Below are 25165 nucleotides of genomic sequence, written 5' to 3'. Positions count from 1 at the left end.
CTTGGAGCCTCTCCGCGCTCACGGCACGCCATGATGACGCCTGGCAATGACGACGCGAAGACACACCATGAAGCGGCGCAAGAAGCGTAATTACCAACAAAAACGGGGCTCGGTGAGGAGCCCCGTTTTTGTTGCAGCATCACCGAGACTACCGGAATGTCTGCTGCAACGAACCTGCGCAATACCTGCTATCAGGCAGCGACGGCGGCCTTCACCTGCTTGACGATCGCAGCAAATGCAGCCTTGTCGAACACAGCCATGTCAGCCAGAACCTTGCGGTCGAGTTCGATCGAAGCCTTCTTCAGGCCGTTGATGAACACGCTGTAGGTCATGTCGTGCTGACGCACCGCCGCGTTGATACGCGTGATCCACAGTGCGCGGAACACACGCTTCTTGTTGCGGCGATCGCGATAGGCGTACTGGCCTGCGCGCATGACCGCCTGCTTGGCGATGCGATAGACGTTATTGCGACGGCCGCGGTAACCCTTGGCCAGGTTGATGATCTTCTTGTGGCGGGCCCGTGCGGTAACCCCACGTTTGACTCGAGGCATGTTTCGCTCCTATGAGTTATCGGTTGAGGATTACGCGAACGGCAGCATTGCGCGCACGGAGTTCAGATCGGAATCATGAACGGCCGTTGCACCACGCAGATGACGCTTGTTCTTGGTGGTCTTCTTGGTCAGGATGTGACGCTTGAAGGCTTGACCGCGCTTGACGGTACCGCCCGGACGAACCACGAAGCGCTTTGCAGCGCTCTTCTTGGTCTTCATCTTCGGCATGACAGACAACTCCATTATTTGATGGACATGGGTGTGCGGTTGGCGCGGTGTTCACACACGTTGCCGGGACTCCGCCCTTCGAAACCCACTCCACTTGTTTTGGCGACTGGCTGGCTTTTGAAAAACAAGCTCGCCGCCGCTTTCAGGAAAAGCGCCCGTTTGCCGCACTTCACGTGCAGCGCGCGGGCGCCGTTCCGGAACCTGCTTGCCGCCTTCCGCGCACCCTGGCGCCGAAGACGTCACTGAAAACTGCCTTTGACCGCCGCGCAAATCACACCGCGCGGCACGCCAATTACTTCTTCTTCTTGGGCGAGAGCACCATGATCATCTGGCGCCCTTCCATCTTCGGCATTTGCTCGACCTGACCGACTTCTTCGAGGTCGGTGCGCAGGCGCTCGAGCATGCGCATACCGATTTCCTGGTGGGCCATTTCGCGGCCCCGGAAACGCAACGTGATCTTCGTCTTGTCGCCTTCATCGAGGAAGCGGATGAGATTGCGCAGCTTGACGTTGTAATCGCCGTCGTCGGTACCCGGGCGGAACTTGACTTCCTTGACCTGGATGACCTTTTGCTTGAGCTTGGCCTCGTGCTGCTTCTTCGATTCCTGGTACTTGAACTTGCCGTAATCCATCAAGCGGCATACGGGAGGCACCGCCTGAGGAGCAATTTCAACCAGATCGACGTCCTGCTGTTCCGACATGCGGAACGCATCGGCCAGCTTTACAATGCCGAGCGGCTCGTTCTCGATTCCGACGAGACGCACCTCGGGTGCAGTGATTTCACCGTTGATGCGATGCGACTTATCCGTAGCGATGTTACGTTTCCTCTAAAAATTAAAAAAACGAGCCGCGCTGCCGCAGTGGCTTACTTGAACGTCTTGACGTCTTCCGCAAGACGCGCGGTAAAGGCCTCGACGGGCATGACACCCAGATCGACGCCGCCACGGGCACGCACGGCTACCGTTTGCGCTTCACGCTCCTTGTCGCCGACGACAAGCAGGTACGGGACCTTCTCAAGCGTGTGCTCGCGTATTTTATAGCTAATTTTCTCGTTGCGCAAATCGGCTACCACTCTAAGCCCTTGTTTTTGCAACGATTGGACCAGATTCGCGGCATATTCGGCCTGACTTTCCGCGATATTCATCACAACGGCCTGCACCGGAGCGAGCCACGGCGGCATCGCACCGGCATGGTGCTCGATCAGAATCCCGAGGAAACGCTCCATCGAACCGAGGATGGCGCGGTGCAGCATGATCGGGCGGCGGCGGCTGTTATCCTCGGCCACGTACTCGGCGCCAAGGCGCTCCGGTAGGACCATGTCGAGCTGAAGCGTGCCGCACTGCCACGAGCGGCCGAGCGCGTCCTTGATGTGGTATTCGACCTTCGGACCGTAGAACGCGCCCTCGCCCGGCAGCTCTTCCCACTGCAGGCCGCAGGCCGTGAGCGCCTCGCGCAGGCCCTGTTCGGCGCGATCCCACGTTTCATCCGTCCCCGCGCGCGAATCCGGGCGCAGCGAGAGCTTGATGTCGATGTGATCGAACCCGAAATCCTTGTAGATGCTCATCGCCAGCGTATTGAAGGCGATCGACTCGCTGATGATCTGGTCTTCGGTACAGAAGATGTGCGCATCGTCCTGAACGAAACCGCGCACGCGCATGAGGCCGTGCAGCGCGCCCGACGCCTCGTTGCGATGGCACGAGCCGAACTCCGCGTAACGCAGGGGCAGATCGCGATACGAGCGCAGGCCGTGGTTGAACACCTGGACATGGCCCGGGCAGTTCATCGGCTTGATCGCGTAGTCGCGCTTTTCCGACTCCGTCGTGAACATGTTTTCACGATAGTTCTGCCAGTGACCCGACGCTTCCCAGAGCGAGCGGTCCATGATCATCGGCGTCTTGATTTCGTCGTAGCCGGCCACGCGCAGGCGGCCGCGCATGTATTGCTCGACCTGCTGCCAGAGCGTCCAGCCCTTCGGGTGCCAGAACACCATGCCCGGCGACTCGTCCTGCATGTGGAACAGGTCGAGCTGCTTGCCGAGCTTGCGGTGGTCGCGCTTCTCGGCCTCTTCGAGCATGTGGAGGTACTGGTCCTGGTCTTCCTTCTTCGTCCAGGCCGTGCCGTAGATGCGCTGCAGCTGCTCGTTCTTCGAGTCGCCGCGCCAGTAGGCGCCCGCGACCTTCATGAGCTTGAAGACCTTCAGCTTGCCCGTGGACGGCACGTGCGGGCCGCGGCACAGGTCCGTGAAGCCGCCGTGCGAGTACAGCTTGATGTCCTGGTCGCCCGGAATCGATTCGATGATCTCGGCCTTGTACTTCTCGCCGATGCTCTTGAAGTAGTCCACGGCCTCGCCGCGCGTGACGACGCGGCGCGACACCGGCTCGTCCTTCTTCGAGAGTTCCTGCATGCGCTTTTCGATCTTCTCGAGATCTTCGGGCGTGAAGGGGCGGTTGTAGGCGAAGTCGTAATAGAAGCCGTTGTCGATGACCGGCCCGATCGTGACCTGCGCTTGCGGATAGAGCTCCTTCACCGCGTAGGCGAGCAAGTGCGCCGTCGAGTGACGGATGATGTCGAGACCGTCGGCGTCCTTGTCCGTGACGATGGCGAGCGATGCGTCCCGATCGATCAGCGTCGACGTATCGACCAGTTCGCCGTCGAGCTTGCCGCCGAGCGCCGCCTTGGCGAGACCGGGGCCAATCGAAGCCGCCACTTCGGCGACCGTGACGGGATGATCGTACTGTCGAACCGAACCGTCGGGCAGACGTATCGCAACCATTTTTTTCTCCAGAAGTGCCGCGCAGGCACATCGTATTGTTCGTGGGAACAGACCGCGGAAAACTTCGCAGCGAAAAAAAATGCGGCCCCGCTTTCGAGGGGCCGCATTCACTTTTCAAACCTGAGTGCAGAGGCGAAAGAGGTCCTCGACTAGCGTCGCTCCGAAGTAGTTTCGGTAAACGTTCGCGGTGTCATAACCGTATTCGCCTTATGGCGCTTCCTTTGCAGGCGCAGCGCCCTTTGTGCATTTACTGCCTTGAGCCCCCGGTAAAAGCCAAGGACTCGATTTCGTTGGTAGGCTCGATTGGACTCGAACCAACGACCCCCACCATGTCAAGGTGGTGCTCTAACCAGCTGAGCTACGAGCCTGAAGAAGAGAGATTATATGAAGCAGCCGCAGACTTGGCAAGTATTTTTTGCAGCGCGGCAATCTTTGCCCGCCTCGCCTGGGCGCCTCAACCCCGGCGCGACGCCCGCTGCACGCCGCCCACCTCGCCCAGCAGCACGCAGGCGCGCTGGATCTGCGCCGAATTCGACACCTCCACCGTGAACTGCATATACGCTGCATTGCGGCGCGACTGCGTCTTCACGCCGATCACGTTCATCTTCTCGCGCGCGAAGACTTCGGAGATGTCGCGCAGCAAACCTTGGCGGTCGGTGGCCTCGACCGAGATGTCGACCGGATAGACCGACTGGCCGCGCCCGCCCATCACGTCGGCGGACCATGTGGTGTGCAGCACTCGCTCGGGCGCCCGGTTGGCCATGCGCCGGAAGGTCGGGCAGTCGCTGCGATGGATCGACATGCCCTTGCCGCGCGTGACGAACCCGCTGATCGCGTCGGGCGGCGCGGGTCGGCAACAGCGTGCGAGCTGCGTAAGAAGCGCGTCCACGCCCACTACCAGCACGCCCGACGACCCGCCATGCGCGACGTTCGCGCCGCTCGCGCGCTTGGTGAGCTGCTCGGGCGTCTCTTCCTCGGGCTCGGCCGTGGGCGCGTCGTGCAGCGCGTGCTCGACGTTGCGCAGGCTGAACTCTTCCTTGCCGACCACGCTGAAGAGGTCGTCGGGCGACTTGAAGCCCAGCTTGGCCGCGAGCTGATCGAGACTGACCGACGTGCGGCCCTCGCGCTGCAGCGTCTTTTCCACCATCGCGCGGCCGTTGGCGATGTTTTCCTGCGCCTCGATCGCGTTGAACCACGCGCGGACCTTCTGGCGCGCGCGCGGGCTTTGCAGATAACCGAGCTGCGGATTGAGCCAGTCGCGCGACGGACCGCCCTCTTTCACTGAGACGATTTCGACCGTCTGGCCGTTGCGAAGCTGGGTGTTGAGCGGCACCATCGCGCCGTCCACGCGCGCGCCGCGGCAGCGATGGCCCAGTTCGCTGTGCAGGTGATAGGCGAAGTCGAGCGGCGTCGCGCCCTGCGGCAGCGCGATCACGCGCGCCTGCGGCGTGAGGACGTAGATGTGGTCGTCGTCGAGCGTGGCCTGACGCAACTGCTCCCACGGCTGGCGGCCATCCGACACATCGTCCTTCCAGGCGAGCAGCTGGCGCAGCCACGCGATCTTCTCGTCGTAGCTGCTGCTCGCGCTGAACTGGCCGCCATAGCCTTTCGCACCGGCTTCCTTGTAGCGCCAGTGCGCGGCCACGCCGTATTCGGCGAACTGATGCATCTCCTGCGTGCGGATCTGCACTTCGAACGCGCGGCCGTCGTCGCCGATCACGACCGTATGCAGCGACCGATAACCGTTGGGCTTAGGCCGCGAGATGTAGTCATCGAATTCCCTCGGCACCGGCTGCCAGAGGTTGTGCACGATGCCGAGCACCGTGTAGCAATCCTTGATGTCGGGCACGATCACGCGGAACGCGCGCACATCGTAAAGCTCGGAGAAGTCGATCTCCTTGCCGCGCATCTTCTTCCAGATGCTGTAGATGTGCTTGGGCCGCCCGCTCACCTCGGCCTGGATATGCGCAGCGGCAAGCTCGCTCTGCAGCCGCGTGATTGCCTCGGACACGTAGCTCTCGCGCTCCACGCGCTTTTCGTCGAGCAGCTTCGCGATGCGCTTGTAGGTATCGGGCTCCTGGAAGCGGAACGCGAGGTCTTCGAGTTCCCACTTCAGTTGCCAGATGCCGAGGCGGTTGGCGAGCGGTGCGTAGATTTCGAGCGTCTCGTGCGCGATCTCGGGCGCCGGCTTGATCTTCGCCGCCGCATAAAAGCGCAGCGACTGCAGACGCGACGCGAGCCGGATCAGCACGACGCGGATGTCCTGCGCGAACGCGAGCAGCATCTTGCGCAGCGACTCGACCTGCGCGCGTCGCGCCGCCTGGGCGTCGCGACTTTCGCGCCCCGCTTCGGGCACGGCATGTTGCGCCGCGCGCAGGCTCACGGTGCCGAGCCGCAAGAGCTTGCGCACGTCGAACACGAGCTTTGCGACTTCCGCGCCGAAGCGCGCTTCGAGCGCGCGTTCCGGATCGTCGAGATGCGGTGCGAGATTGAAGAGCGCCGCGGCGAGCACCGCGGGCGGATCGACGTTGAGCCGGCTCATGATCAATGCCGTGCCCTGCGCATGCTCGATGAGCGGCTCGCCCGTAGAAAGACGTGCGTCGCCGGCGTGCTCGCGCACGAACGCAAGCGCGTCGTCGAGCGACGGCAGCGCGCCGGTATCGGCGGAAACCGCGGGGGCGGGAGGAACGGTATCGCTACTCATGAGGCGATGCCCGCCGGCTTGCCGGACGGGCGACAACGAAAAGGATCAAACCAGCTGCGCTCAATCGCGCTGCGCAGCCACCACGACGATCTCAACGAGGCATTCCGGATTCGCGAGCTTCGCTTCGACCGTCGCGCGCGGCGGCGTCGCGCCTTGCGCGACCCACTTGTCCCACTCGGCATTCATGCCGGGGAAATCCTTCATGTCGGCGATATAGATCTGCACCGAGAGCAGCAGCGACTTGTCGCTGTTCGCCTCACCCAGCAGGCGGTCGATGTGGCCGAGCACTTCGCGCATCTGGCCGCCGATGTCCTGATTCGTGTCTTCGGCGATCTGGCCAGCCAGGTAGACGGTGCCATTGTGAATGGCGGTTTCCGAGAGACGCGGGCCAACGTGGTGACGAATGACTGCCATGAAAATCCCTGTTGAGAAGTGAAAAACGGTCGACTTCCGGGCCGTTACGATCCGGCGCGCATCGGCGCGCGCCGCAATATGCCGGCCAATCTCATATTATGACGCGCGAACGGTCTCGCCGTCGAAGAACCGGCGCGCAATCGCGATCTGGTCGGGCGCGAGGAACGCAGGCGCGTGCCCGACGCCCTCGATTTCGACGCTCGATACCTGGCGCCCGGTCGCGACCATCTTCGCGACGGTTTCGCGCGAAAGCAGATCCGAAAGCGCGCCGCGCACGACGAGCACAGGCCCTTCGAACGCAGCGAGCGAGCGCCACAGGAACTTCTCGCCCTCCTCGTTCTGCTCGGGCGTGATCGACTTGAAGGGCTCCGCAATGCGCGGGTCGTAACGGTAGCGCCACTTGCCTTCCACTTCATGCAGCAACGGCGTATTGATCTCGCGCCATTCATCGACACTCAACGGGCCGAACGAGGCCGCGAGAAGCGCCGCGTTGTCGATGCCTTCCTGGAGCGTAGCGAAAGACCCGCCTTGCCCGACATACTGGCCGATGCGCGTGAGCGACGCGGATTCGATACGCGGCCCGACGTCGTTGAGCAGCATGCGCCCAATGGGCGCGCCCGGCAGCCCCGCGAGCGCGATGCCGATCAGGCCGCCCATCGAAGTGCCGAACCAGTCCACCTTCTCCACGCCGGTTCGCGCGATCAACGTGACCATGTCCGCCACGTACTGCGCGACGCCGTAACCGCGCGGGTCGAGCAGCCACGACGACAGTCCCCGCCCGGCCACATCGGGGCACACGACGCGATACCGGTCGGCCATCGCGGCCGCGAAGCGGTCGAAGTCGCGCCCCGAGCGCGTGAGTCCATGCACGCACACGAGCACGCGCGGGTTGGCGGGGTCGCCCCACTCCGTGTACGCGATGCGGTGCAGGCCCGCGGGACTGAGACACTGGACGTACTGCTGGCGCGGCACTACGGTCGATTCGGTCATCGCGAGATCCTCGTTCGAAGGCGCATCAAGGTTTTCGGCCGATTGTAAACGGCTTTGCCGCACGGCATCGCCGGTCAAGCCGCACGCGAACCGTGCGCAAGCCATGCGCAAAAACGAAACGGGCGAGACCGAAGTCTCGCCCGCCGCCAATCGTGCTTACGCTCCGACGCTCAGCTCACGGCGCTCACATCGAGCGGCGCGCCCGTCTTCGCCTTGATCTCGTCGACCGTCACGCCCGGCGCCAGTTCGGTCACCTTCAGACCCGCGTCGCTCACTTCCATCACACCGAGGTCGGTGATGATGAGATCGACCACGCCCACGCCCGTCAGCGGCAAGGTGCAGGCCTCGAGGATCTTGTGCTGGTCGCCCTTCGCGACGTGCTCCATCAGCACGACCACGCGGCCGACGCCCGCCACGAGGTCCATCGCGCCGCCCATGCCCTTGATCATCTTGCCGGGGATCATCCAGTTGGCCAGGTCGCCCTTCTCGCTCACCTGCATCGCGCCGAGGATCGCCAGATTGATGTGGCCGCCGCGAATCATCGCGAACGAGTCCGCGGACGAGAAAATCGACGAACCCGCCAGCGTCGTCACGGTCTGCTTGCCGGCGTTGATCATGTCGGCGTCCACTTCGTCCTCGGTCGGGAACGGGCCGATGCCGAGCAGGCCGTTTTCCGACTGCAGCCATACTTCCACGCCCGCGGGCACGTGGTTGGCCACGAGCGTCGGCAGCCCGATGCCGAGGTTCACGTAGAAGCCGTCCTGCAGTTCCTTCGCCGCGCGCGCGGCCATTTCGTCACGATTCCATGCCATGGTCGGTCTCCTTCCTCAGTTGCCCGCGGGTTTGCCAGCTGCGGCGCGCACGGTGCGTTGTTCGATGCGCTTTTCCGGGTGCGCGTTGAGCACGATGCGCTGTACGAAGATGCCCGGCGTATGAACGGCGTCCGGATCGAGTGCGCCGTTCTCGACGATCTCCTCCACTTCCGCCACGGTGATCTTGCCCGCCATCGCGCACATCGGGTTGAAGTTGCGCGCCGTGCGGCGGAAGACCAGGTTGCCCGACTTGTCGGCCTTCCACGCCTTCACGAGCGCGACGTCTGCCGTGAGCGACTGCTCGAGCACGTAGTGCTTGTCGCCGAACTGGCGCGTTTCCTTGCCTTCGGCGATCAGCGTGCCGAAGCCGGTATTCGTGAAGAACGCCGGAATGCCGGCGCCCCCCGCGCGCAGCTTTTCAGCCAGCGTGCCCTGCGGCGTGAATTCGAGTTCGAGTTCGCCCGACAGATACTGGCGCTCGAATTCCTTGTTCTCGCCCACGTAGGACGAGATCATTTTCTTGATCTGGCGCGTCTCCAGCAGCAGGCCGAGGCCGAAGCCGTCCACGCCCGCGTTGTTGCTGATGCAGGTGATGCCCTTCACGCCCGTATCGCGCAAAGCGGCGATCAGGGCTTCGGGAATGCCGCACAGCCCAAAACCGCCAACCGCGAATGTGTGGCCGTCCTTGACGATGCCCTCGAGCGCGGCAGCCGCGCTTTTATAGACCTTGTTCATCAGTGTGTCCCTTCCTCGAATGGAAATCCGCCAATCCGGTTTGTCGCGCGGACGTCTAGCGCGTCCGGATGTTCAATTCTAGTCATGCCCCGGCGGCGTTGCCGTGAAGCCGGCAGCCCGGCCGGCGCGTGCGCACGGACCCAAACGAGCCGCGCGAGCCTCGAAAACTGCCCCTCCGATGGGTGCAAAGCGTACGCTGGCCCCCTGATGCGGCACAATACGCAAAACTACATAAAGCAATACCCGCACCGTCCGCCATGGCTGCTCCCACCCAACCCGTCGAGCGCTCCGCTCTCGACTACCAGACCGCGTTCCATCTCGCGCCCATCGGCCTCGTACTGGCGCGCGAGCGCACCATCGTCGATTGCAACGACCAGGTCGCCGCGATCTTCGGCTGCGCACGCGAGGCGCTGATCGGCCAGTCGTTCCAGGTGCTCTACCCTTCCGCGGACGAGTTCGAGCGCATTGGCGCACGCATCCCGCCGATCATGACGGCGCAAGGCAGTTACGCCGACGACCGCATCATGAAGCGCGCCAGTGGCGAACTCTTCTGGTGTCACGTGACGGGGCGCTCGCTCGATCGCGCTGAGCCGCACGCCGCGGGCGTCTGGACGTTTGAAGACTTGAGCGCGACGCGGCGCGTGGCCATCGAACTCACGCCGCGCGAGCGCGAGATCGCCGCGCAGCTCGTGACGGGCAAGACCAGCAAGCAGATCGGGCGGATTCTCGAGATCAGCCCGCGCACCGTGGATGTCTATCGCGCGCGCCTCATGCGCAAGTACGACACCGGCAACGCCACCGAGCTGCTGCAGCGGCTGCTCGGCCAGTAAGGGCGCCAAGGCCCGCGCACTGGCGGGCAGCGCGCGACTTGGGGGCGCCTAGCCTATCCGGTCGGACTTGACCAGTCCGGCATGCTCGATGGTGGCGCGCAGCATGTCGGGAATCGGCACCGATTTGCCTGCCGCGTAGTCGATCCACACACAGCGCGCATTCCCGCGTGCGTAGAGGGTGTCCGGCTCGTCGGCGCGGCGCAGTTCGAAACCGGTGTCGAAGCTGCTGCGGCCGGGCTGGCCGACGGTCATCGTGCAGACGATGTCGCCGGGGTAATGCAACTGCTTGAGGAATTCCATCGAAGCATTGACGATCACGGGCCCCTGGCCGTCGCCGCTCTCCGCGGCCACGCCCAGATGCTCGAACCAGGAAATCCGCACCTGCTCCATGTAGCGGAAATAGACCGTGTTGTTCACATGGCCGAACGCGTCCATGTCTCCCCAACGGATCGGCATGGTCATTTCAAATACGGGGTGGTAGTCACTCATTGCACTTCAACTTCGTGTTGTTGCGAAAAACAGAATGCCGGCCGGCGGCCGGACTCGCCTCAGTTCAGGTGAGTCCGAAGCCGTCGTCGGCGGTGATGATCGAACCGTTGATGAACGACGACTCGTCGGCGGCGAGCAGCAGCAGCAGGCCGTCCAGGTCTTCGGGTTTGCCGACGCGGTGGCGCGGCAGCATCGAAACGAGCTTTTGCCCCTGCTCGGTCGACCAGTGGTGGTGGTTGATCTCCGTGTCGATGTAGCCCGGGCAGATCGCGTTCACGTTGATGCCGTGGCGGCCCCACTCGAGCGCCATCGCCTTCGTCATGTGGACGACGGCGGCCTTGCTGATCGCGTACAGGCCGATTTGCGGCAGCACACGCAGACCCGCCACCGAAGCGATATTGATGATGCGGTAGGCCGGCTTCGGGCCGCCGCCGTTGCCGCGCATGATCATGCGTTTGGCCACTTCCTGGGCCACGAAAAAGGCGCCGCGCGTGTTGGTGTCGAACACGTACTCGAAGTCGGCGGGCGTGACGTCGGCCAGCTTTTGCGTCGTGGAGACGCCCGAGTTGTTCACGAGGATGTCGATGGTCCCCGCCTCGGTTTCCGCATGCGCGACCGCCGAGCGAATGCTCTGGTAGTCGGTCACGTCGAGCGAAACGACGTGCGCGGCGCCCCCGCTCGCCTCGATTTCGGCGCGCAGCTCCTTGAGCCGCTCCACGCGTCGGCTCGCCAGCACGACCTTTGCACCCGCCTGCGAGAGCACTTGGGCGAAACGCTTGCCGAGCCCGCTCGAGGCCCCCGTGATCATCGCGACCTTGCCTTCCAGATTGATCGAACGGCCCATTTCCGGTTCCTGTTCAGAGGTAATAAGCGCCAGAACGCGGCGGGGTCGGCCCGCCAAATCGGACGCCGCAGAATAGAACGGTCGTGCTAATGTTAGCCTGTTGGGTTGCGGCGCGGGGAACGTTACCCGACAATACGAACCCGAAAAAAGCATTCTAATGGCAAGAGGAGCATTGATGACCCCCGCAAGTCTTTTAGAGCAATACGGCCCACGCGAGTCGATGGAATACGACGTGGTGATCGTCGGTGGCGGTCCCGCCGGGCTGTCTGCCGCGATCCGCCTGAAGCAGCTGGCCGCGGAAAAAGGCGCTGAAATCGGTGTCTGCGTGCTGGAGAAAGGCTCGGAAATCGGGGCGCATATCCTCTCGGGCGCGGTCATGGATCCGCGTGCCCTGAACGAACTGATGCCGGACTGGAAAGAGCAAGGCGCGCCGCTGAACGTGCCCGTGACCGAGGACAAGTTCCTTTTTCTTTCCGAAACGGGGGCTAAGGCTGTGCCGAACTGGGCGCTGCCCGACAACTTCAAGAACCACGGCAACTACGTCATCAGCCTCGCCAACGTCACGCGCTGGCTGGGCCAGCAGGCCGAGGCGCTGGGCGTGGAGATCTTCCCCGGCTTTCCGGCTGCCGAAGTGCTCTACAACGACGACGGTTCCGTGAAGGGCGTCGCCACCGGCAACATGGGTGTCGGCAAGGACGGCGAGCCCACCGAGAACTTCCAGCTCGGCATGGAGCTGCACGCGAAGTACACGCTGTTCTGCGAAGGCTGCCGCGGGCACCTGGGCCGTCAGCTCAACGAGAAGTTCAAGCTCGGCAAGGACTCCGATCCGCAGGTCTACGGCATCGGCATCAAGGAACTGTGGGAGATCGATCCCGCGAAGCACCAGCCCGGTCTCGTGATCCACACCGCCGGGTGGCCTCTCGAATCCGATACGTACGGCGGCTCATTCCTGTACCACATCGACAACAACCAGGTGATGGTGGGTTTTGTCGTGGGTCTCGCGTACCAGAATCCATATCTCTCGCCGTTCGAGGAGTTCCAGCGCTACAAGACGCACCCGGAAATCCGCAAGTACCTGGAAGGCGGCAAGCGCGTCTCGTATGGTGCGCGCGCGATCACGGCAGGTGGCCTGATGTCGCTGCCCAAGCTCGTGTTCCCGGGCGGCGCGCTCGTGGGCGACGACGCGGGCTTTTTGAACGCCTCGCGCATCAAGGGTAGCCACGCGGCGATCAAGACCGGCATGCTGGCCGCCGATGCGGCATTCGAAGCCGTGCAGGCAGGCCGCCAGAGCGATGAACTCGCGGCCTATCCGGAAGCGTTCAGGCAGTCGTGGCTCTACACGGAGCTGTACAAGGCGCGCAACTTCAAGCAGTGGATGAGCAAGGGCCTGTACCTGGGCACGCTGATGGTGGGCATCGAGCAGAAGCTGCTGGGCGGCAACGTGCCGTGGACGCTGCACCACCAGCATCGCGATCACGAAATGCTCAAGCCCGCTTCGCAGTGCAAGCCGATCGAGTATCCGAAACCCGACGGCAAGCTCACGTTCGACCGGCTCTCCTCGGTGTTCATCTCGAACACGAACCACGAAGAGAATCAGCCTGCGCACCTGACGCTCAAGGACCCGAGCGTCCCCGTGAACGTGAACCTGCGCACCTACGCGGGCCCCGAAGCGCGCTTCTGCCCGGCCGCGGTGTACGAGTTCATGAAGAACGACGACGGCAGCGACCGCCTGCAGATCAACGCGCAGAACTGCGTGCACTGCAAAACCTGCGACATCAAGGATCCGACGCAGAACATCGTGTGGGTCACGCCCGAAGGTGGCGGCGGTCCGAATTATCCGAACATGTAAGTCCGGCAGGCGAAAAAAAGCCGCTTCAGGTGGGAGCCTGAAGCGGCTTTTTTGTTGCCCGCGCAACGAGTGCGGCTCGCGCCGCACCGATCGACTTCACTCGTCGCTGGCCGCGATCTTCGGCGTCGTCACGACGACGTCGGCATTCTGTGCGCGGTGGCGCAGCGCATGATCGATCAGCACGAGCGCGAGCATGGCCTCGGCAATCGGCGTCGCGCGAATGCCCACGCACGGGTCGTGGCGGCCGAAGGTCTCGACCGTCGCGGGATCGCCCGCCTTGTCGATCGAGCGTCGCGGCGTGCGGATGCTCGAGGTCGGCTTGATGGCGATCGAGACGGTGATGTCCTGCCCCGTCGAAATGCCGCCGAGCACGCCGCCGGCGTGGTTGCCGTGGAATCCATTGGGCGTGAGTTCGTCGCCGTGCACCGAGCCGCGCTGCGCGACGCTCGCGAAACCGGCGCCAATCTCCACGCCCTTCACCGCGTTGATGCCCATCATGGCGTGCGCGATGTCGGCATCGAGCCGGTCGAAGAGCGGCTCGCCCCAACCTACCGGCACCCCGCTCGCCACCACGTTCACGCGCGCGCCGATCGAGTCGCCGTCCTTGCGCAACGCGTCCATGTAGTCTTCGAGCTGCGGCACGACGTCGGCGTTGGGCACGAAGAACGGGTTCTCGTGCACGTGCTCCCAGCTCGCGAACGGCACGTCGATTTCGCCGAGCGCGCGCATGTAGCCGCGCACTTCCACGCCGAAGCGTTCGCGCAGCCACTTCTTCGCAACGGCGCCCGCCGCGACCGTAGGCGCCGTGAGGCGCGCCGACGAGCGGCCGCCGCCGCGATAGTCGCGAATGCCGTACTTCTGCCAGTAGGTGTAGTCGGCGTGACCGGGGCGGAAGGTCTCGACGATGTTGCCGTAGTCCTTGCTGCGCTGGTCGGTGTTGCGGATCAGGAGCGCGATGGGCGTGCCCGTGGTGCGCCCGTCGAACACGCCCGAGAGGATCTCAACCTTGTCCTCTTCCTGACGCTGCGTCACGTGACGCGACGTGCCGGGGCGGCGACGGTCCAGGTCGATCTGGATGTCGGCTTCGCTGAGCTCCATGCCGGGCGGGCAGCCGTCGATGACGCAGCCAATGGCCGGGCCGTGGGATTCGCCGAAGGTGGTGACGGTGAAAAGCGTACCGAGCGTGTTGCCGGACATGGCAGTCGTCCAAAGTGAATCGGGGAATCCAGTATTATGCCAGCCCGCTCGCGGCTACGCCCGCCCGGGCGGTCGGGCGAGCGCCGGGTGAGCAGAGGGGGCGCGACGCCGTTTTGGGCGGCGTGCGCACCGCACCGCGTGGCCCGGCGTCAGCGCCGCGCGCCGCGCAGCTCCGCCACCGTCTCCTGCAAGCGCTCAAGCGTGGCGTCCGCCGCCGTGATCGGCTCGCCCACCGCGAGCGTCAGACGGCTGGTCAGCCCGCGTCGCAGCGGCCGCTCCTGGCCGGACCCGGCAAAGCGCGAGAACGCACTGCCCCACAGCCCGCGCAACGCCAACGGCACGACCGGCACGGGCGAGCGCCGCAAGATTTCGCTCACGCCGTGGCGAAACGGATTTATCTCCCCGGTGCGCGTGAGCTTGCCCTCGGGAAAAATGCAGATGAGGTCACCCTCGGCCAGCGCGGCCGCGCATGCGTCGTAGGCAGCGGCGAGCGCGGCCGGGTCCTCGTGCGCGGGCGCAATCGGAATCGCCTTGGCGTGGCGGAACACCCAGCCGAAGAACGGCGAGCGGAAGATCTGCTGATCCATCACAAAGCGGATCGGCCGCGGGCTTTCGGCCATGATGACGATCGCATCGACATAGCTCACGTGATTGCAGACGAGCACCGCCGCGCCCTCGGCCGGTATGCGTTCGGTATGCACGAGCCGCACGCGGTAGACCGTATGCACGAGCACCCACGCCACGAAGCGCAGAAGGAACTCGGGCACGAGCGTGTAGATATAGGCCGCCACGACGATATTGAGCAGCGCCGTTGTCAGAAAGATACCGGGAATGCCGACGCCCGCGGACGTGAGCGTCATCGCCATGAGCGCCGAGACGATCATGAAGAGCGAATTGAGGATGTTGTTCGCGGCGATAATGCGCGCGCGGTGGCTTGGCGCGCTGCGGCTCTGGATCAACGCGTAGAGGGGCACGCTGTAGAAGCCGCCGAACATGGCGAGCAGGAACAGGTCGGCGAGCACGCGCCAGTGCGCGGCGGTGCGCAGGAATTCGCCTACCGAAAGCAGATGCGACGCCGCAGGCAACGCATGGCTCGCAAAGAACAGGTCGATGCCGAACACGCTCATGCCGATCGAGCCGAGCGGCACGAGGCCCACTTCGATGCGCCGCCGGGAGAGCCGCTCGCAAAGCAGCGAACCCGAGCCGATGCCGAGCGAAAACATGGCGAGCAGCACGGTCACGACGTCGGGGTCGGCCGACATCACGTCCTTGGCGAAATTGAAGAACGACGCGAGAAACGTCGCGCCGACGAACCAGAGCCACGAGATGCCGAGCAGGCTCAGGAACACGGTGCGGTTGCCATGCGCGAGGCGCAGGTTGCGCCAGGTCTCGGAGACCGGATTCCAGTTGATGCGCAAGTCCGGTTGCGACGGCTCGCACGGCGGCACGAAGGCCGACGCCGCACGCCCGACGAGTGCTATGACGATGCACATGCCGCCGAGCCACCATGCGCCGACCGGCGGCCCAAGGTCCGCATGAACAGACGCGGGATCCATCGCCCCGATACCCGCCGCCACGCCCCCAACGATCGTGCCGAGCAGGATGGCGACGAACGTGCCCATCTCGACGAGCCCGTTGCCGCCGACCAGTTCGTCGGGCGTGAGGCGCTGCGGGAGGTACGCGTACTTGACCGGCCCGAACACGGTCGAATGCACGCCCATCAGGAAGGTGCACGCGTAGAGCAGCGGCGCGCTGTGCATCCAGAAGCCGGCCGCGCCGATCAGCATGACCGCGATCTCGAAGGTCTTGACCCAGCGCGTGAGCATTGCCTTGTCGTACTTGTCGGCGACCTGGCCCGAAGTCGCGGAAAACAGCACGAACGGCAAGATGAAAATGGCCGAGATGAGGAACGCGACCGTCTTCGGATCGACGCCCGAAAAGCGCGCGGCCTGGTACGTGACGAGCGAGGTGAAGCCGATCTTGAAGACGTTGTCGTTCATTGCCCCGAGGAACTGCGTCCAGAAAAACGGGGCGAAACGACGCTGGCGCAGCAGCGCGAACTGTGAAGCGTGGTCACCCTCATGGTGCATTTTGCGCTTGTCGCGCTGCGCCGCGGGCATCGGTCTATCGTTCATCGAGTAGGAATCGCACTGACAGAATTCATGGGACCCAGACGCGAAAAAGCGCGCATTACGCGCGCTTTTCATGCTCACCAACCAGGCGTCAGACGGGCTGCGCTCAGCGCGCCGGCTGACGCTCCTCTTCGGGCCAGTCGCGAATATACGCCTTGAGCAGCTTGTTTTCGAAGCCCTGCGCTTCCACCACGGCCTTCGCCACGTCGTAGAACGAGATCACGCCCATGAGCGAGCGGCTTTCCATGACCGGCAGGTAGCGCACATGGTGCTCGAGCATCATGCGGCGCACTTCGTCGACCTCGGTTTCCGGCGTGCAGGTGATGGGATGATCGTCCATGACCTTGCGGATCGTCGTGGTGCCGACGCTGCCGCCGTTTGCGCGCAGCGTGAGGATGATCTCGCGGAACGTGAGCATGCCGACCAGATCGCCGTACTCCATGACGACGAGCGAACCGATATCGTGCTCGGCCATGGTGTTGACTGCCTCGTTCAGCGCAGTATCGGGCGTGACGGTGTAGAGCGTGTTGCCCTTCACCTTGAGGATGTCGCTGACACGCATGATGTGTCTCCAGGAATGCCGCTAGTAATGGGGGAAATGCTGAAAAGATGCCTACCTGATTCGATCCTAGCGGAAAGATTGTTAAAAGGAAAGCCGCGCGGCGGGCGCTCCGGGCCTTGCCGAAACGTCTGCCGAAAGCCGTGGCGGGGCGTTTTGCGGCACGAATCCGGCCACTCGGGACGCACGCGATCAGGCACGAAAAAGGCCTGGCCGGGCGTCCCCGCGCCCGGCCGCCGGTGTTACGATGCCCTTCACCCTCGACACCAGGCCGGTTCGCGCCGGCGCGCCGACACGATGTCATCGAATCCCGCATCCAATCCCGATAGCCGCTTCGACACGCTCGCGCTGCATGCGGGCGCGGCGCCCGACCCCGCCACCGGTGCCCGCGCGACGCCGATCTACCTCACCACCTCGTTCTCGTTCCGCGACACCGACCACGCCGCCGCGCTCTTCAACATGGAGCGCGTGGCGGCGCTCGAAGGCGGCGCGGGCGCGATCGGCACCGCGAGCGGCCAGGCCGCGCTGCATCTCGCGATCGCGACGCTAATGGGCGCGGGCTCGCACATCGTCGCCTCGGCGGCGCTTTACGGCGGCTCGCACAACCTGCTGCACTACACGCTCAAGCGCTTCGGCATCGAGACGACCTTCGTGAAGCCCGGCGACCTCGACGCCTGGCGCGCGGCGCTGCGACCCAACACGCGCTTGCTGTTCGGAGAAACGCTCGGCAACCCGGGCCTCGACGTGCTCGACATCGAAGCCGTCGCGCAGATCGCGCACGCCCATGGCGTGCCGCTCCTCGTCGATTCGACGTTCACCACGCCTTACCTGCTGCGTCCCTTCGAGCATGGCGCCGATCTCGTCTATCACTCGGCCACCAAGTTCCTCGGCGGCCATGGCACGACGATCGGCGGCGTGCTGGTCGATGGCGGCACCTTCGACTTCCAAGCGTCGGGTCGCTTTCCCGAACTCACCGAACCCTATGCGGGCTTTCACGACATGGTGTTCAGCGAGGAAAGTACGGTCGCGCCCTTCTTGCTGCGCGCGCGGCGCGAGGGCCTGCGCGACTTCGGCGCGTGCCTGCATCCGCAGGCTGCATGGCAATTGCTGCAGGGCATCGAAACGCTGCCGCTGCGCATGGAGCGGCACGTGGCGAACGCGCGGCGTATCGTCGAATTTCTCGCCGCGCACGAGGCGGTCGAATCGGTCGCGTGGCCGGAGCTGCCGAGCCATCCCGATTACGCGCTGGCGAAGCGTCTGCTGCCGCGCGGCGCGGGCGCCGTGTTCAGCTTCAACCTGCGCGGCGGCCGTGCGGCGGGTAAGCGCTTCATCGAAGCGCTTACGCTGTTCTCGCATCTGGCCAACGTCGGCGACGCGCGCTCACTCGTGATCCACCCCGCCTCGACCACGCATTTCCGCATGGACGCCGCGGCACTGGCCGCCGCCGGCATCGCTGAGGGCACGATCCGGCTCTCGATCGGGCTCGAAGACCCTGCCGACCTGGTCGATGACCTCAAGCGCGCCCTGAAGGCGTCGCAAAAAGTGGACGCATCGAAAGGCAAGTCCGCCGGCAAGGAGGCGTCATGATCGTCGATGTCGCCGGCAAGCCGGTCTATGCCTACACGGCCTCGCGCGCGATCGAGCCCGCGCTGCCGTTCGCGGTGTTCGTCCACGGCGCGCAGCACGACCACAGCGTCTGGGCGCTGCAATCGCGCTATTTCGCCAACCACGGTTTCAATGCGCTGGCCGTCGATCTGCCCGGCCATCTGCGCAGCGCGGGTCCGGCGCTCACGAGCATCGGCGCGCTCGCCGACTGGCTCGCCGCGCTGCTCGACGCGCTGAACGCCCCGCAGGCCTTCGTCGCCGGCCATAGCATGGGCTCGCTCATCGCGCTCGAATTCGCGGCACGCCATCCCGAACGCGCGCAGCGCATCGCCCTGCTCGCCACTGCGTTCCCGATGACGGTCGCGCCAAGCCTGCTCGAGGCCGCGCGCGAGCGTGAACCGGAGGCAATCGCACTCGTCAACGCGTGGTCGCACTCGACGCTCGCCGCCAAGCCGTCGAGCCCGGGGCCCGGCTTCTGGCTGCGCGGCATGAACCAGCGGCTCATGGAGCGCGTCTCCGCACGCGGCGAGCCGCAGCTGTTCCATACCGATTTCGCGGCGTGCAATGCTTATGCGGACGGCCTCGCCAGCGCCGCGAAAGTCCGCTGCCCGGTGCGACTGATCATCGGCAAACGCGACGCGATGACGCCCCCGCGCGCCGCGCGCGCTCTCGCCGAGGCGTTCGCACAAACGGGCACGCCCGTGGACACGGTCACGCTGGACGCCGGCCACGCGCTGATGACCGAGCAGCCCGATGCGACGCTCGACGCGCTCTACGCTTTTGCAATGCAGCAAACACCGCGCGTGGGCAACGGCTGACGGCTGTGAGCACAATGGTTGCACGGTCGTTCGGAACGCCTGAAAATGGCTGAATCAACCGTCCCCTGCGTGCCCACGCAGAAAGGAGGAGGCGATGCAACCCACCACGCATACCGAGCATTTTTCGAGCTTCGCGCAGTTCTATCCGTTCTACCTGAGCGAGCACAGCAATCTCATGTCGCGGCGGCTGCATTTCATCGGCTCGCTCGGCGTGATCGGCTTCGTCTGCATGGCGATCGCCACCGGCAACTGGCTCTGGCTGCCGCTCGCCATCGTGTGCGGCTACGGCTTCGCGTGGGTCGGCCATTTCAAGTTCGAGAAGAACCGCCCGGCCACCTTCCGTCACCCCATCTACAGCTTGATGGGCGACTGGGTCATGTTCGCGGATATCTGCCGCGGCAAGATTTCCCTCTGATTTGAATCCGATGCGACGGCGCGCCTGTCATGGGCGCGCTGCTTCGTCACGCCGCCGGATGCGGGAGTACCGGCGGATGCTCCTCCGTGAGCGCCGGCAGACGCCGCGTCGCGAGCAGCGACGCGAGTGAAATCGAGAGCTTGTCGTTGTCGAGCGCACCGAGCAGCAGGTGCGCATCGATACTGCTCGACTTGAGCTGATACGCCAGCTCCTTTCGATCGATCGCGAAGCGGTCGAAGATGCGCGTCACCGAAATGCGCGCAGGATTGCCGATCAGCAGGAACAGCGTTTTCGCACGTTCCTCCTGCTCGAGACGCCCCACGAGTTCATCCTCTTCGAGGCCGTCGATCAGTCGCCTGACCGTGGCCAGGTCGCGCCGCAGCAGCTGAGCGAGCTGCTCGGTCGTGCGGCCCGGCTCGCCCGCTTCCCGCGCATCGGCGAGACCCGCGAGCAGTTCGAGCGCGTCGAGCAGATCGCTGCCAGGAAAGCGCGGCCGGTCGAAGCGCCCGGTGCGGATTTCCGGCAGCGCCGAGGTGATCATCGCGCCCACGAGCGTGATGAACCAGCTCAGGTACATCCACAGCAGGAACATCGGCGCGGCCGCGAAGGCGCCATAAACCGCCGTATAAGTCGGAATGCGCCGCACGTAATAGCCAAAGCCGCGCTTGGCCGCCTCGAATGCGATCGCCGCTGCGATGCCGCCAACCAATGCGTCGCGCCACTGCACGCGGCAGTTCGGCAGATACACGTAGAGCATCGTGAAGGCGAGCGCCGTAAGCGGCAGCGAGGCGCCGAACAGCATCCAGTCGAGGATGCCCGAAACGTGCTGCTCGGTCGCGATTACGGCCGAACGCGTGAACACGTACGAGGAGATCGACAGGCTCACGCCGATCAGGATCGGCCCTAGTGTGAGGATGGCCCAGTAGACGAGCACGCGCTGCGCGAACGGGCGCGCCTTGCGCACGCGCCAGATCAGGTTGAAGGCCGACTCCACGGTCATCATCGTCATGACCGACGTGACGAAGAGCACGATCATGCCCATCGTCGTGAGGCCCTTGGCCTTCGAGGCGAACTGGTTCAGGTACTTGAAGATCTGGCTGTTGATCTGCGCCGGCATGAGGTGGTCGGCGAGAAAGGCCTGCAGCGAGTTCTGGAACGAAGCGAAAATCGGGAACGCGGTAAAGAGCGCGAATGCGACCGTGGCGAGCGGCACGAGCGAGAGCAGCGTAGTGAACGTAAGGCTGCCCGCGACCTGCGCAATGCGATCTTCGCGGCTGCGCCGCGCCGCGAAGCGCGCGAGCCGCTTCACAATATCCAGATCGAACTTCACCCTCGACAGCACATCCATTGGCCCGTCTTCCTCCCCACCGTGAACACCTCGATTGCCGCGCTTTCGCTTTCTTGACGCCACGTTTTGCCGCACGTTCTGCCGCAGATCCGGCGCGCACGCAGTTTACCTATTTGCCCATGATTTGCGCGTGACGTGCGCGTCGCTCGCCGGTGCGCCGCTGCGGCGGCAGACCCAACCCCTATAATATCCCGTCCACCGACGAGGCCCGATGAAACCGATTCTTGTGCTCTATTACAGCCGGCATGGCGCAACGCGTGAACTCGCGCGCGCCATCGCCCAGGGTATCGACAGTGTTCCAGGCGCCGAAGCGCGCGTGCGCACGGTGCCCCCCGTCTCGACGGTCTGCGAGGCCACCGCGCCCGACATCCCCTCCGACGGGCCGCCCTACGTCGAACTGCGCGACCTCGAAGAATGCACGGGTCTCGCGCTCGGTTCCCCTACCCGCTTCGGCAATATGGCCGCGCCGCTCAAGTACTTTCTCGACGGCACCACGCCGCAATGGCTTTCCGGTGCGCTCGCGGGCAAGCCCGCTTGCGTGTTCACATCGACGGGCAGCCTGCACGGCGGCCAGGAAAGCACGCTGCTCTCGATGATGCTGCCGCTGCTCCACCACGGCATGCTGCTCGTGGGCATCCCCTACACGGAAAGCGCGCTCACCACCACGGAGGGCGGCGGCACGCCCTACGGCGCATCGCATCACGCGCGCCACGACGCGCGCGGCCACGGTTTGAGCGCCGATGAAAAGACGCTCGCGAGTGCGCTGGGCGTGCGGCTTGCGCGCGCCGCGGTCGCACTAGCGCTCGCTAGCACCGAGCAAGGCCAGCGGCTGTGAACGCCCGCGTGGACGGCGTCACCGCGCCCATCGTCCAGCGTCGGGGCGCCGCGCTCGGCGCTTTTGCGATGCTCGCCGCGCTCACGCTGCTGTGCATCGCCTGGGAATGGCGGCTCGCGCCGCTGCGCCCCGGCGGCAGCGCGCTCGTGCTCAAGGCCGTGCCGCTCGCCATCGCGCTGCCTGGCGTGCTGCGACGCAGGCTCTACACGCTGCAATGGGCGGCGATGCTCGTGCTGCTCTACTTCGCGGAAGGCATCGTGCGCGGCATGACCGATCCCGCGCCCGGCAACCGGCTCGGCTGGATGGAAGTCGCGCTGGCTCTTGGCTTCTTCGCGTGTGCGCTTGCCTATGTCGCGCCGTACAAGCGCGCTGCAAAACGTGCCGCGAAGTCCGCCGCAAAGCCCGCTAAAAGCGAGTCGGCCTAAGCGACGGCCTTCCACGCCGCAACCGCCTCGTCCACGACCGCTGCGTGAAGGCTATCGCCATGTCAAACTACCTATTTGAGCCTCGCGACTTCATGACAATCGCGCCGCGAGCCGGCCCAGCCCAGGCGCGAATTTCCGAGACACCATGACCGACTCCACCCCGACCGCCTGCCAAGCCTTTCTCGACGCTTGTGCCGCCGCCATCGGCGCGCAATACGTGCTGACCGACGCGCACGACACCGCACCCTACCTCGCCGACTGGCGCCGCCGCTACCAGGGCACGGCCTGCGCCGTGCTCTGCCCGGCCAATGCACAGGAAGTCGCAGCGGTCGTGAAGCTCGCGCAGGAGCATCGCGTGGCGCTCGTGCCGCAAGGCGGCAACACGGGCCTCGCGGGCGGCGCGACGCCGGACGCGAGCGGCAAGCAGGCCGTGCTGAGCCTGCGCCGCCTGAACCGCGTGCGCGAAATCGATCCGCACAACAACACGATCACCGTCGAAGCAGGCGTGATCCTCGCCGAAGTGCAGGCGCGCGCAAAAGATGCGGGCCGTCTCTTCCCGCTCTCGCTCGCGGCCGAAGGCAGCTGCACGATCGGCGGCAATCTGTCGACCAACGCGGGCGGCACCGGCGTGCTGCGCTATGGCAACACGCGCGAGCTGTGTCTCGGCCTCGAAGTCGTCACGCCGCAAGGCGAGATCTGGGACGGTCTGCGCGGGCTGCGCAAGGACAACACCGGCTACGATCTGCGCGACCTCTTCATTGGCGCGGAAGGCACGCTCGGCATCATCACCGCCGCGGTCATGAAGCTGCATCCGCTGCCCGCCGCGCGCGTCACCGCGCTCGCCGCGCTCGGCTCGGCACATGCGGCGCTCGACTTCCTCGCGCTCGCGCAGCGCTACGCCGGGCCGCTGCTCACGGGCTTCGAGCTGATGTCGGACTTCTGCATGGCGCTCGTCGGCCGCCATTTCCCGCAACTGCGCTATCCGTTCGCGGAGCATCACGCGCAGGTCGTGCTGCTCGAACTGTCGGACAACGAAAGCGAAGAACACGCGCGCGCCCTCTTCGAGCGGCTCATGGAAGAAGCGCTCGAACAAGGTCTAGTGGAAGACGCCGTGGTCGCGGAAAGCCTCGCGCAGTCGCAGGCGTTCTGGAATATCCGCGAGCACATTCCGCTCGCGCAGGCGCAGGAAGGGTTGAACATCAAGCACGATATCGGCGTGCCGATCTCACGCATTGGCCACTTCATCGAGGAAACCGACGCCGAGATCGCCCGCGCGGTGCCCGGCGCGCGCATGGTCACCTTCGGCCATCTCGGCGACGGCAATCTGCACTACAACGTGCAGGCGCCCGAAGGCGGCGACGCGAAGCGCTTCCTCGCCGAAAACGAGAAGACGCTGAACCGCATCGTCTACGACAGCGTGGATCGCCATCGCGGCACGATCAGTGCGGAACACGGCCTCGGGCAGTTGAAGATCGACGAGAACATGCACTACAAGAGCGAGGTCGAACTCGCGCTGATGCGCGCGATCAAGACCGCGCTCGATCCGCTGAATCTGATGAATCCGGGGAAAGTGCTGCGCTGAACGCGCGGGACGCAAGGAGCCGACATCGTGTTGAAGATCCGCGTGCTGTCCGACCTGCATCTGGAAAACGACGAGCCCGACACGATCCCGCATGCGCAGGCCGATCTCGTCGTGCTCGCGGGCGACATCCACAATCACGGGCTCGGCTTGCGCTGGGCGGCGGAAACGTTCGATCCGCAGGTCCCGGTGGTCTACGTGCCCGGCAATCACGAGTACTACGACGGCGACCTCGGCGCGCTGGAAACGGCGATGCGCGACGCCGCATCCACGCTCGACAACGTGCATTTCCTCAACGACGGCGTCTACGTCGATCCGGCGGGCCGCTTTCGCGTGCTAGGCACGACGCTGTGGGCCGACTTCGCACTCTTCGGCGCGGACGACGCCGCGCGTGAAGCCGCCATAGCGGCAGCGATGCGCGTGATGCTGGATTTTCGCGGACTGATCCAGGTGTCCTGGCCGGACAGCCCGCAAGCAGGTGCCCGCGACTTCACGCCGGCCGACTCGCTCGCGCTCCACGCGCGTTCGCGCGCATGGCTCGAAGCGGAACTGGAGAAGCCCTTCACGGGCGAGACGATCGTCGTCACGCACCACGCGCCGCACAAAGGGAGTCTCGCGCCGCGCTACGCGGAAGATCTGGTGTCGGCGGGATTCGTGAGCGATCTCGGCGCGCTCGTGCATGCGCCGGTCGCGCTATGGATACATGGACACACGCATACGTGCTTCGACTACACGGTCAACGGCACGCGCGTGGTGTGCAATCCGCGCGGCTATCGCGACCGCCGCACGGGACGGCCGGAGAATCCGGCCTTTGCGTGGGACAAGGTGGTGGAAATCTAGCGAGGCAAACCTGCCCGCGGCTTCAGTGCATGCGGACGTCGTCGCGGCGCACGCGCAGCGTCGCGGGTTGGAGCTGCGCGCGGCGCATGCGCAGCAGATCGCGCGATGCCGCGATGCCGATCAGGCCCATCATCACGGCGATGCCGATCATCAGATGCGTATCCATTCGAGTTCCCGGTGTTGGCAGAAAGAGG

25 protein-coding genes and 1 tRNA gene are annotated in these 25165 nt (G+C 64.9%); 9 read left to right on the top strand and 17 right to left on the bottom strand.

What is annotated here, in order from left to right; translation table 11 throughout:
* Positions 1-191: 191 nt before the first annotated feature.
* From rplT to M3I53_RS23085, 10 genes are all read right to left on the bottom strand, one after another.
* Positions 192-551: a 50S ribosomal protein L20 gene (gene rplT / locus M3I53_RS23130; RefSeq protein WP_004192938.1), complete on the bottom strand. Its 360-nt coding sequence runs from the start codon at positions 549-551 to the stop codon at positions 192-194.
* Between the two features lie 30 nt (positions 552-581).
* The gene (rpmI, locus tag M3I53_RS23125) at positions 582-779 is read right to left on the bottom strand and encodes a 50S ribosomal protein L35 (RefSeq protein ID WP_004191477.1); all 198 of its coding nucleotides are present in this window, start codon (positions 777-779) and stop codon (positions 582-584) included.
* 292 nt (positions 780-1071) lie between these two features.
* Entirely contained in the window at positions 1072-1593 is a 522-nt protein-coding gene (gene infC / locus M3I53_RS23120) for a translation initiation factor IF-3 (protein WP_084068824.1), read from the bottom strand.
* 50 nt (positions 1594-1643) lie between these two features.
* A complete protein-coding gene (gene thrS, locus M3I53_RS23115) occupies positions 1644-3551 on the bottom strand; it encodes a threonine--tRNA ligase (RefSeq protein ID WP_254318163.1) in 1908 nt (635 codons plus the stop codon).
* 291 nt (positions 3552-3842) lie between these two features.
* A tRNA-Val gene (locus M3I53_RS23110) sits at positions 3843-3919 on the bottom strand.
* Positions 3920-4005: 86 nt separating this feature from the next.
* A complete protein-coding gene (locus tag M3I53_RS23105; RefSeq protein ID WP_254318162.1) occupies positions 4006-6255 on the bottom strand; it encodes a bifunctional (p)ppGpp synthetase/guanosine-3',5'-bis(diphosphate) 3'-pyrophosphohydrolase in 2250 nt (749 codons plus the stop codon).
* A gap of 60 nt (positions 6256-6315) precedes the next feature.
* Entirely contained in the window at positions 6316-6669 is a 354-nt protein-coding gene (locus tag M3I53_RS23100; protein WP_035530931.1) for a RidA family protein, read from the bottom strand.
* Positions 6670-6765: 96 nt separating this feature from the next.
* Entirely contained in the window at positions 6766-7659 is an 894-nt protein-coding gene (locus tag M3I53_RS23095; RefSeq protein ID WP_254318161.1) for an alpha/beta fold hydrolase, read from the bottom strand.
* A gap of 170 nt (positions 7660-7829) precedes the next feature.
* Positions 7830-8471 carry a CoA transferase subunit B gene (locus M3I53_RS23090; protein WP_158757489.1) on the bottom strand — a complete coding sequence of 214 codons (642 nt, stop codon included), beginning with the start codon at positions 8469-8471 and terminating at the stop codon, positions 7830-7832.
* A gap of 15 nt (positions 8472-8486) precedes the next feature.
* The gene (locus M3I53_RS23085) at positions 8487-9206 is read right to left on the bottom strand and encodes a CoA transferase subunit A (protein ID WP_254318160.1); all 720 of its coding nucleotides are present in this window, start codon (positions 9204-9206) and stop codon (positions 8487-8489) included.
* Positions 9207-9463: 257 nt separating this feature from the next.
* On the opposite strand from M3I53_RS23085, the gene M3I53_RS23080 reads away from it, so the two are divergent.
* The gene (locus M3I53_RS23080) at positions 9464-10036 is read left to right on the top strand and encodes a LuxR C-terminal-related transcriptional regulator (protein ID WP_254318159.1); all 573 of its coding nucleotides are present in this window, start codon (positions 9464-9466) and stop codon (positions 10034-10036) included.
* Positions 10037-10084: 48 nt separating this feature from the next.
* Here the strand turns inward: M3I53_RS23080 and M3I53_RS23075 are convergent, their stop codons facing one another.
* Together M3I53_RS23075 and M3I53_RS23070 are read right to left on the bottom strand one after the other, a co-directional pair.
* On the bottom strand, positions 10085-10525 hold the full coding sequence (locus M3I53_RS23075; RefSeq protein ID WP_254318158.1) for a thioesterase family protein: 441 nt from the start codon (positions 10523-10525) through the stop codon (positions 10085-10087).
* Positions 10526-10589: 64 nt separating this feature from the next.
* A complete protein-coding gene (locus M3I53_RS23070) occupies positions 10590-11369 on the bottom strand; it encodes an SDR family oxidoreductase (RefSeq protein ID WP_028204260.1) in 780 nt (259 codons plus the stop codon).
* Between the two features lie 175 nt (positions 11370-11544).
* Here M3I53_RS23070 and M3I53_RS23065 point away from each other — a divergent pair, with 175 nt between their 5' ends.
* Complete coding sequence (locus tag M3I53_RS23065) at positions 11545-13218, top strand: electron transfer flavoprotein-ubiquinone oxidoreductase (RefSeq protein ID WP_254318157.1); 1674 nt, start codon at positions 11545-11547, stop codon at positions 13216-13218.
* A 96-nt stretch (positions 13219-13314) separates the two neighbouring features.
* Here the strand turns inward: M3I53_RS23065 and aroC are convergent, their stop codons facing one another.
* The 3 genes from aroC to M3I53_RS23050 form a co-directional block, all read right to left on the bottom strand.
* The gene (gene aroC / locus M3I53_RS23060; RefSeq protein WP_254318156.1) at positions 13315-14415 is read right to left on the bottom strand and encodes a chorismate synthase; all 1101 of its coding nucleotides are present in this window, start codon (positions 14413-14415) and stop codon (positions 13315-13317) included.
* A gap of 149 nt (positions 14416-14564) precedes the next feature.
* Positions 14565-16550: an MFS transporter gene (locus tag M3I53_RS23055; RefSeq protein ID WP_254318155.1), complete on the bottom strand. Its 1986-nt coding sequence runs from the start codon at positions 16548-16550 to the stop codon at positions 14565-14567.
* A 103-nt stretch (positions 16551-16653) separates the two neighbouring features.
* The gene (locus M3I53_RS23050; RefSeq protein WP_069268653.1) at positions 16654-17109 is read right to left on the bottom strand and encodes a CBS domain-containing protein; all 456 of its coding nucleotides are present in this window, start codon (positions 17107-17109) and stop codon (positions 16654-16656) included.
* A gap of 294 nt (positions 17110-17403) precedes the next feature.
* Between M3I53_RS23050 and M3I53_RS23045 the strand changes: the two genes are divergently transcribed.
* The 3 genes from M3I53_RS23045 to M3I53_RS23035 all read left to right on the top strand — a co-directional run bounded on the left by M3I53_RS23045 (position 17404) and on the right by M3I53_RS23035 (position 19944).
* The gene (locus M3I53_RS23045; RefSeq protein WP_254318154.1) at positions 17404-18693 is read left to right on the top strand and encodes an O-acetylhomoserine aminocarboxypropyltransferase; all 1290 of its coding nucleotides are present in this window, start codon (positions 17404-17406) and stop codon (positions 18691-18693) included.
* The gene (locus M3I53_RS23040) at positions 18690-19529 is read left to right on the top strand and encodes an alpha/beta fold hydrolase (protein ID WP_254318153.1); all 840 of its coding nucleotides are present in this window, start codon (positions 18690-18692) and stop codon (positions 19527-19529) included. Before M3I53_RS23045 ends, M3I53_RS23040 begins: the two co-directional genes overlap by 4 nt.
* 94 nt (positions 19530-19623) lie before the next feature.
* Positions 19624-19944 carry an Mpo1-like protein gene (locus M3I53_RS23035; RefSeq protein ID WP_254318152.1) on the top strand — a complete coding sequence of 107 codons (321 nt, stop codon included), beginning with the start codon at positions 19624-19626 and terminating at the stop codon, positions 19942-19944.
* Between the two features lie 46 nt (positions 19945-19990).
* On the opposite strand, the gene M3I53_RS23030 is transcribed toward M3I53_RS23035, so the two are convergent.
* The gene (locus M3I53_RS23030; RefSeq protein ID WP_254318151.1) at positions 19991-21292 is read right to left on the bottom strand and encodes a YihY family inner membrane protein; all 1302 of its coding nucleotides are present in this window, start codon (positions 21290-21292) and stop codon (positions 19991-19993) included.
* Between the two features lie 211 nt (positions 21293-21503).
* On the opposite strand from M3I53_RS23030, the gene wrbA reads away from it, so the two are divergent.
* The 4 genes from wrbA to M3I53_RS23010 all read left to right on the top strand — a co-directional run bounded on the left by wrbA (position 21504) and on the right by M3I53_RS23010 (position 24971).
* A complete protein-coding gene (gene wrbA, locus M3I53_RS23025) occupies positions 21504-22127 on the top strand; it encodes an NAD(P)H:quinone oxidoreductase (protein ID WP_254318150.1) in 624 nt (207 codons plus the stop codon).
* The gene (locus M3I53_RS23020) at positions 22124-22552 is read left to right on the top strand and encodes a DUF2069 domain-containing protein (protein WP_375542567.1); all 429 of its coding nucleotides are present in this window, start codon (positions 22124-22126) and stop codon (positions 22550-22552) included. The genes wrbA and M3I53_RS23020 overlap by 4 nt, the downstream gene beginning before the upstream one ends.
* A 145-nt stretch (positions 22553-22697) precedes the next feature.
* A complete protein-coding gene (locus M3I53_RS23015; RefSeq protein ID WP_254318149.1) occupies positions 22698-24134 on the top strand; it encodes an FAD-binding oxidoreductase in 1437 nt (478 codons plus the stop codon).
* A 30-nt stretch (positions 24135-24164) separates the two neighbouring features.
* The gene (locus M3I53_RS23010) at positions 24165-24971 is read left to right on the top strand and encodes a metallophosphoesterase (RefSeq protein WP_254318208.1); all 807 of its coding nucleotides are present in this window, start codon (positions 24165-24167) and stop codon (positions 24969-24971) included.
* A 22-nt stretch (positions 24972-24993) separates the two neighbouring features.
* On the opposite strand, the gene M3I53_RS23005 is transcribed toward M3I53_RS23010, so the two are convergent.
* Positions 24994-25137, bottom strand: a complete 144-nt coding sequence (locus M3I53_RS23005) for a hypothetical protein (protein WP_254318148.1) — start codon at positions 25135-25137, stop codon at positions 24994-24996.
* Between the last annotated feature and the right edge of the window lie 28 nt (positions 25138-25165).

Source organism: Paraburkholderia sp. CNPSo 3272 (assembly GCF_024206495.1).
Taxonomy (GTDB): Bacteria; Pseudomonadota; Gammaproteobacteria; order Burkholderiales; family Burkholderiaceae; genus Paraburkholderia.
The sequence above is the reverse complement of the archived record's forward strand: the minus strand, read 5'-3'. Positions and strand labels throughout refer to the sequence as shown.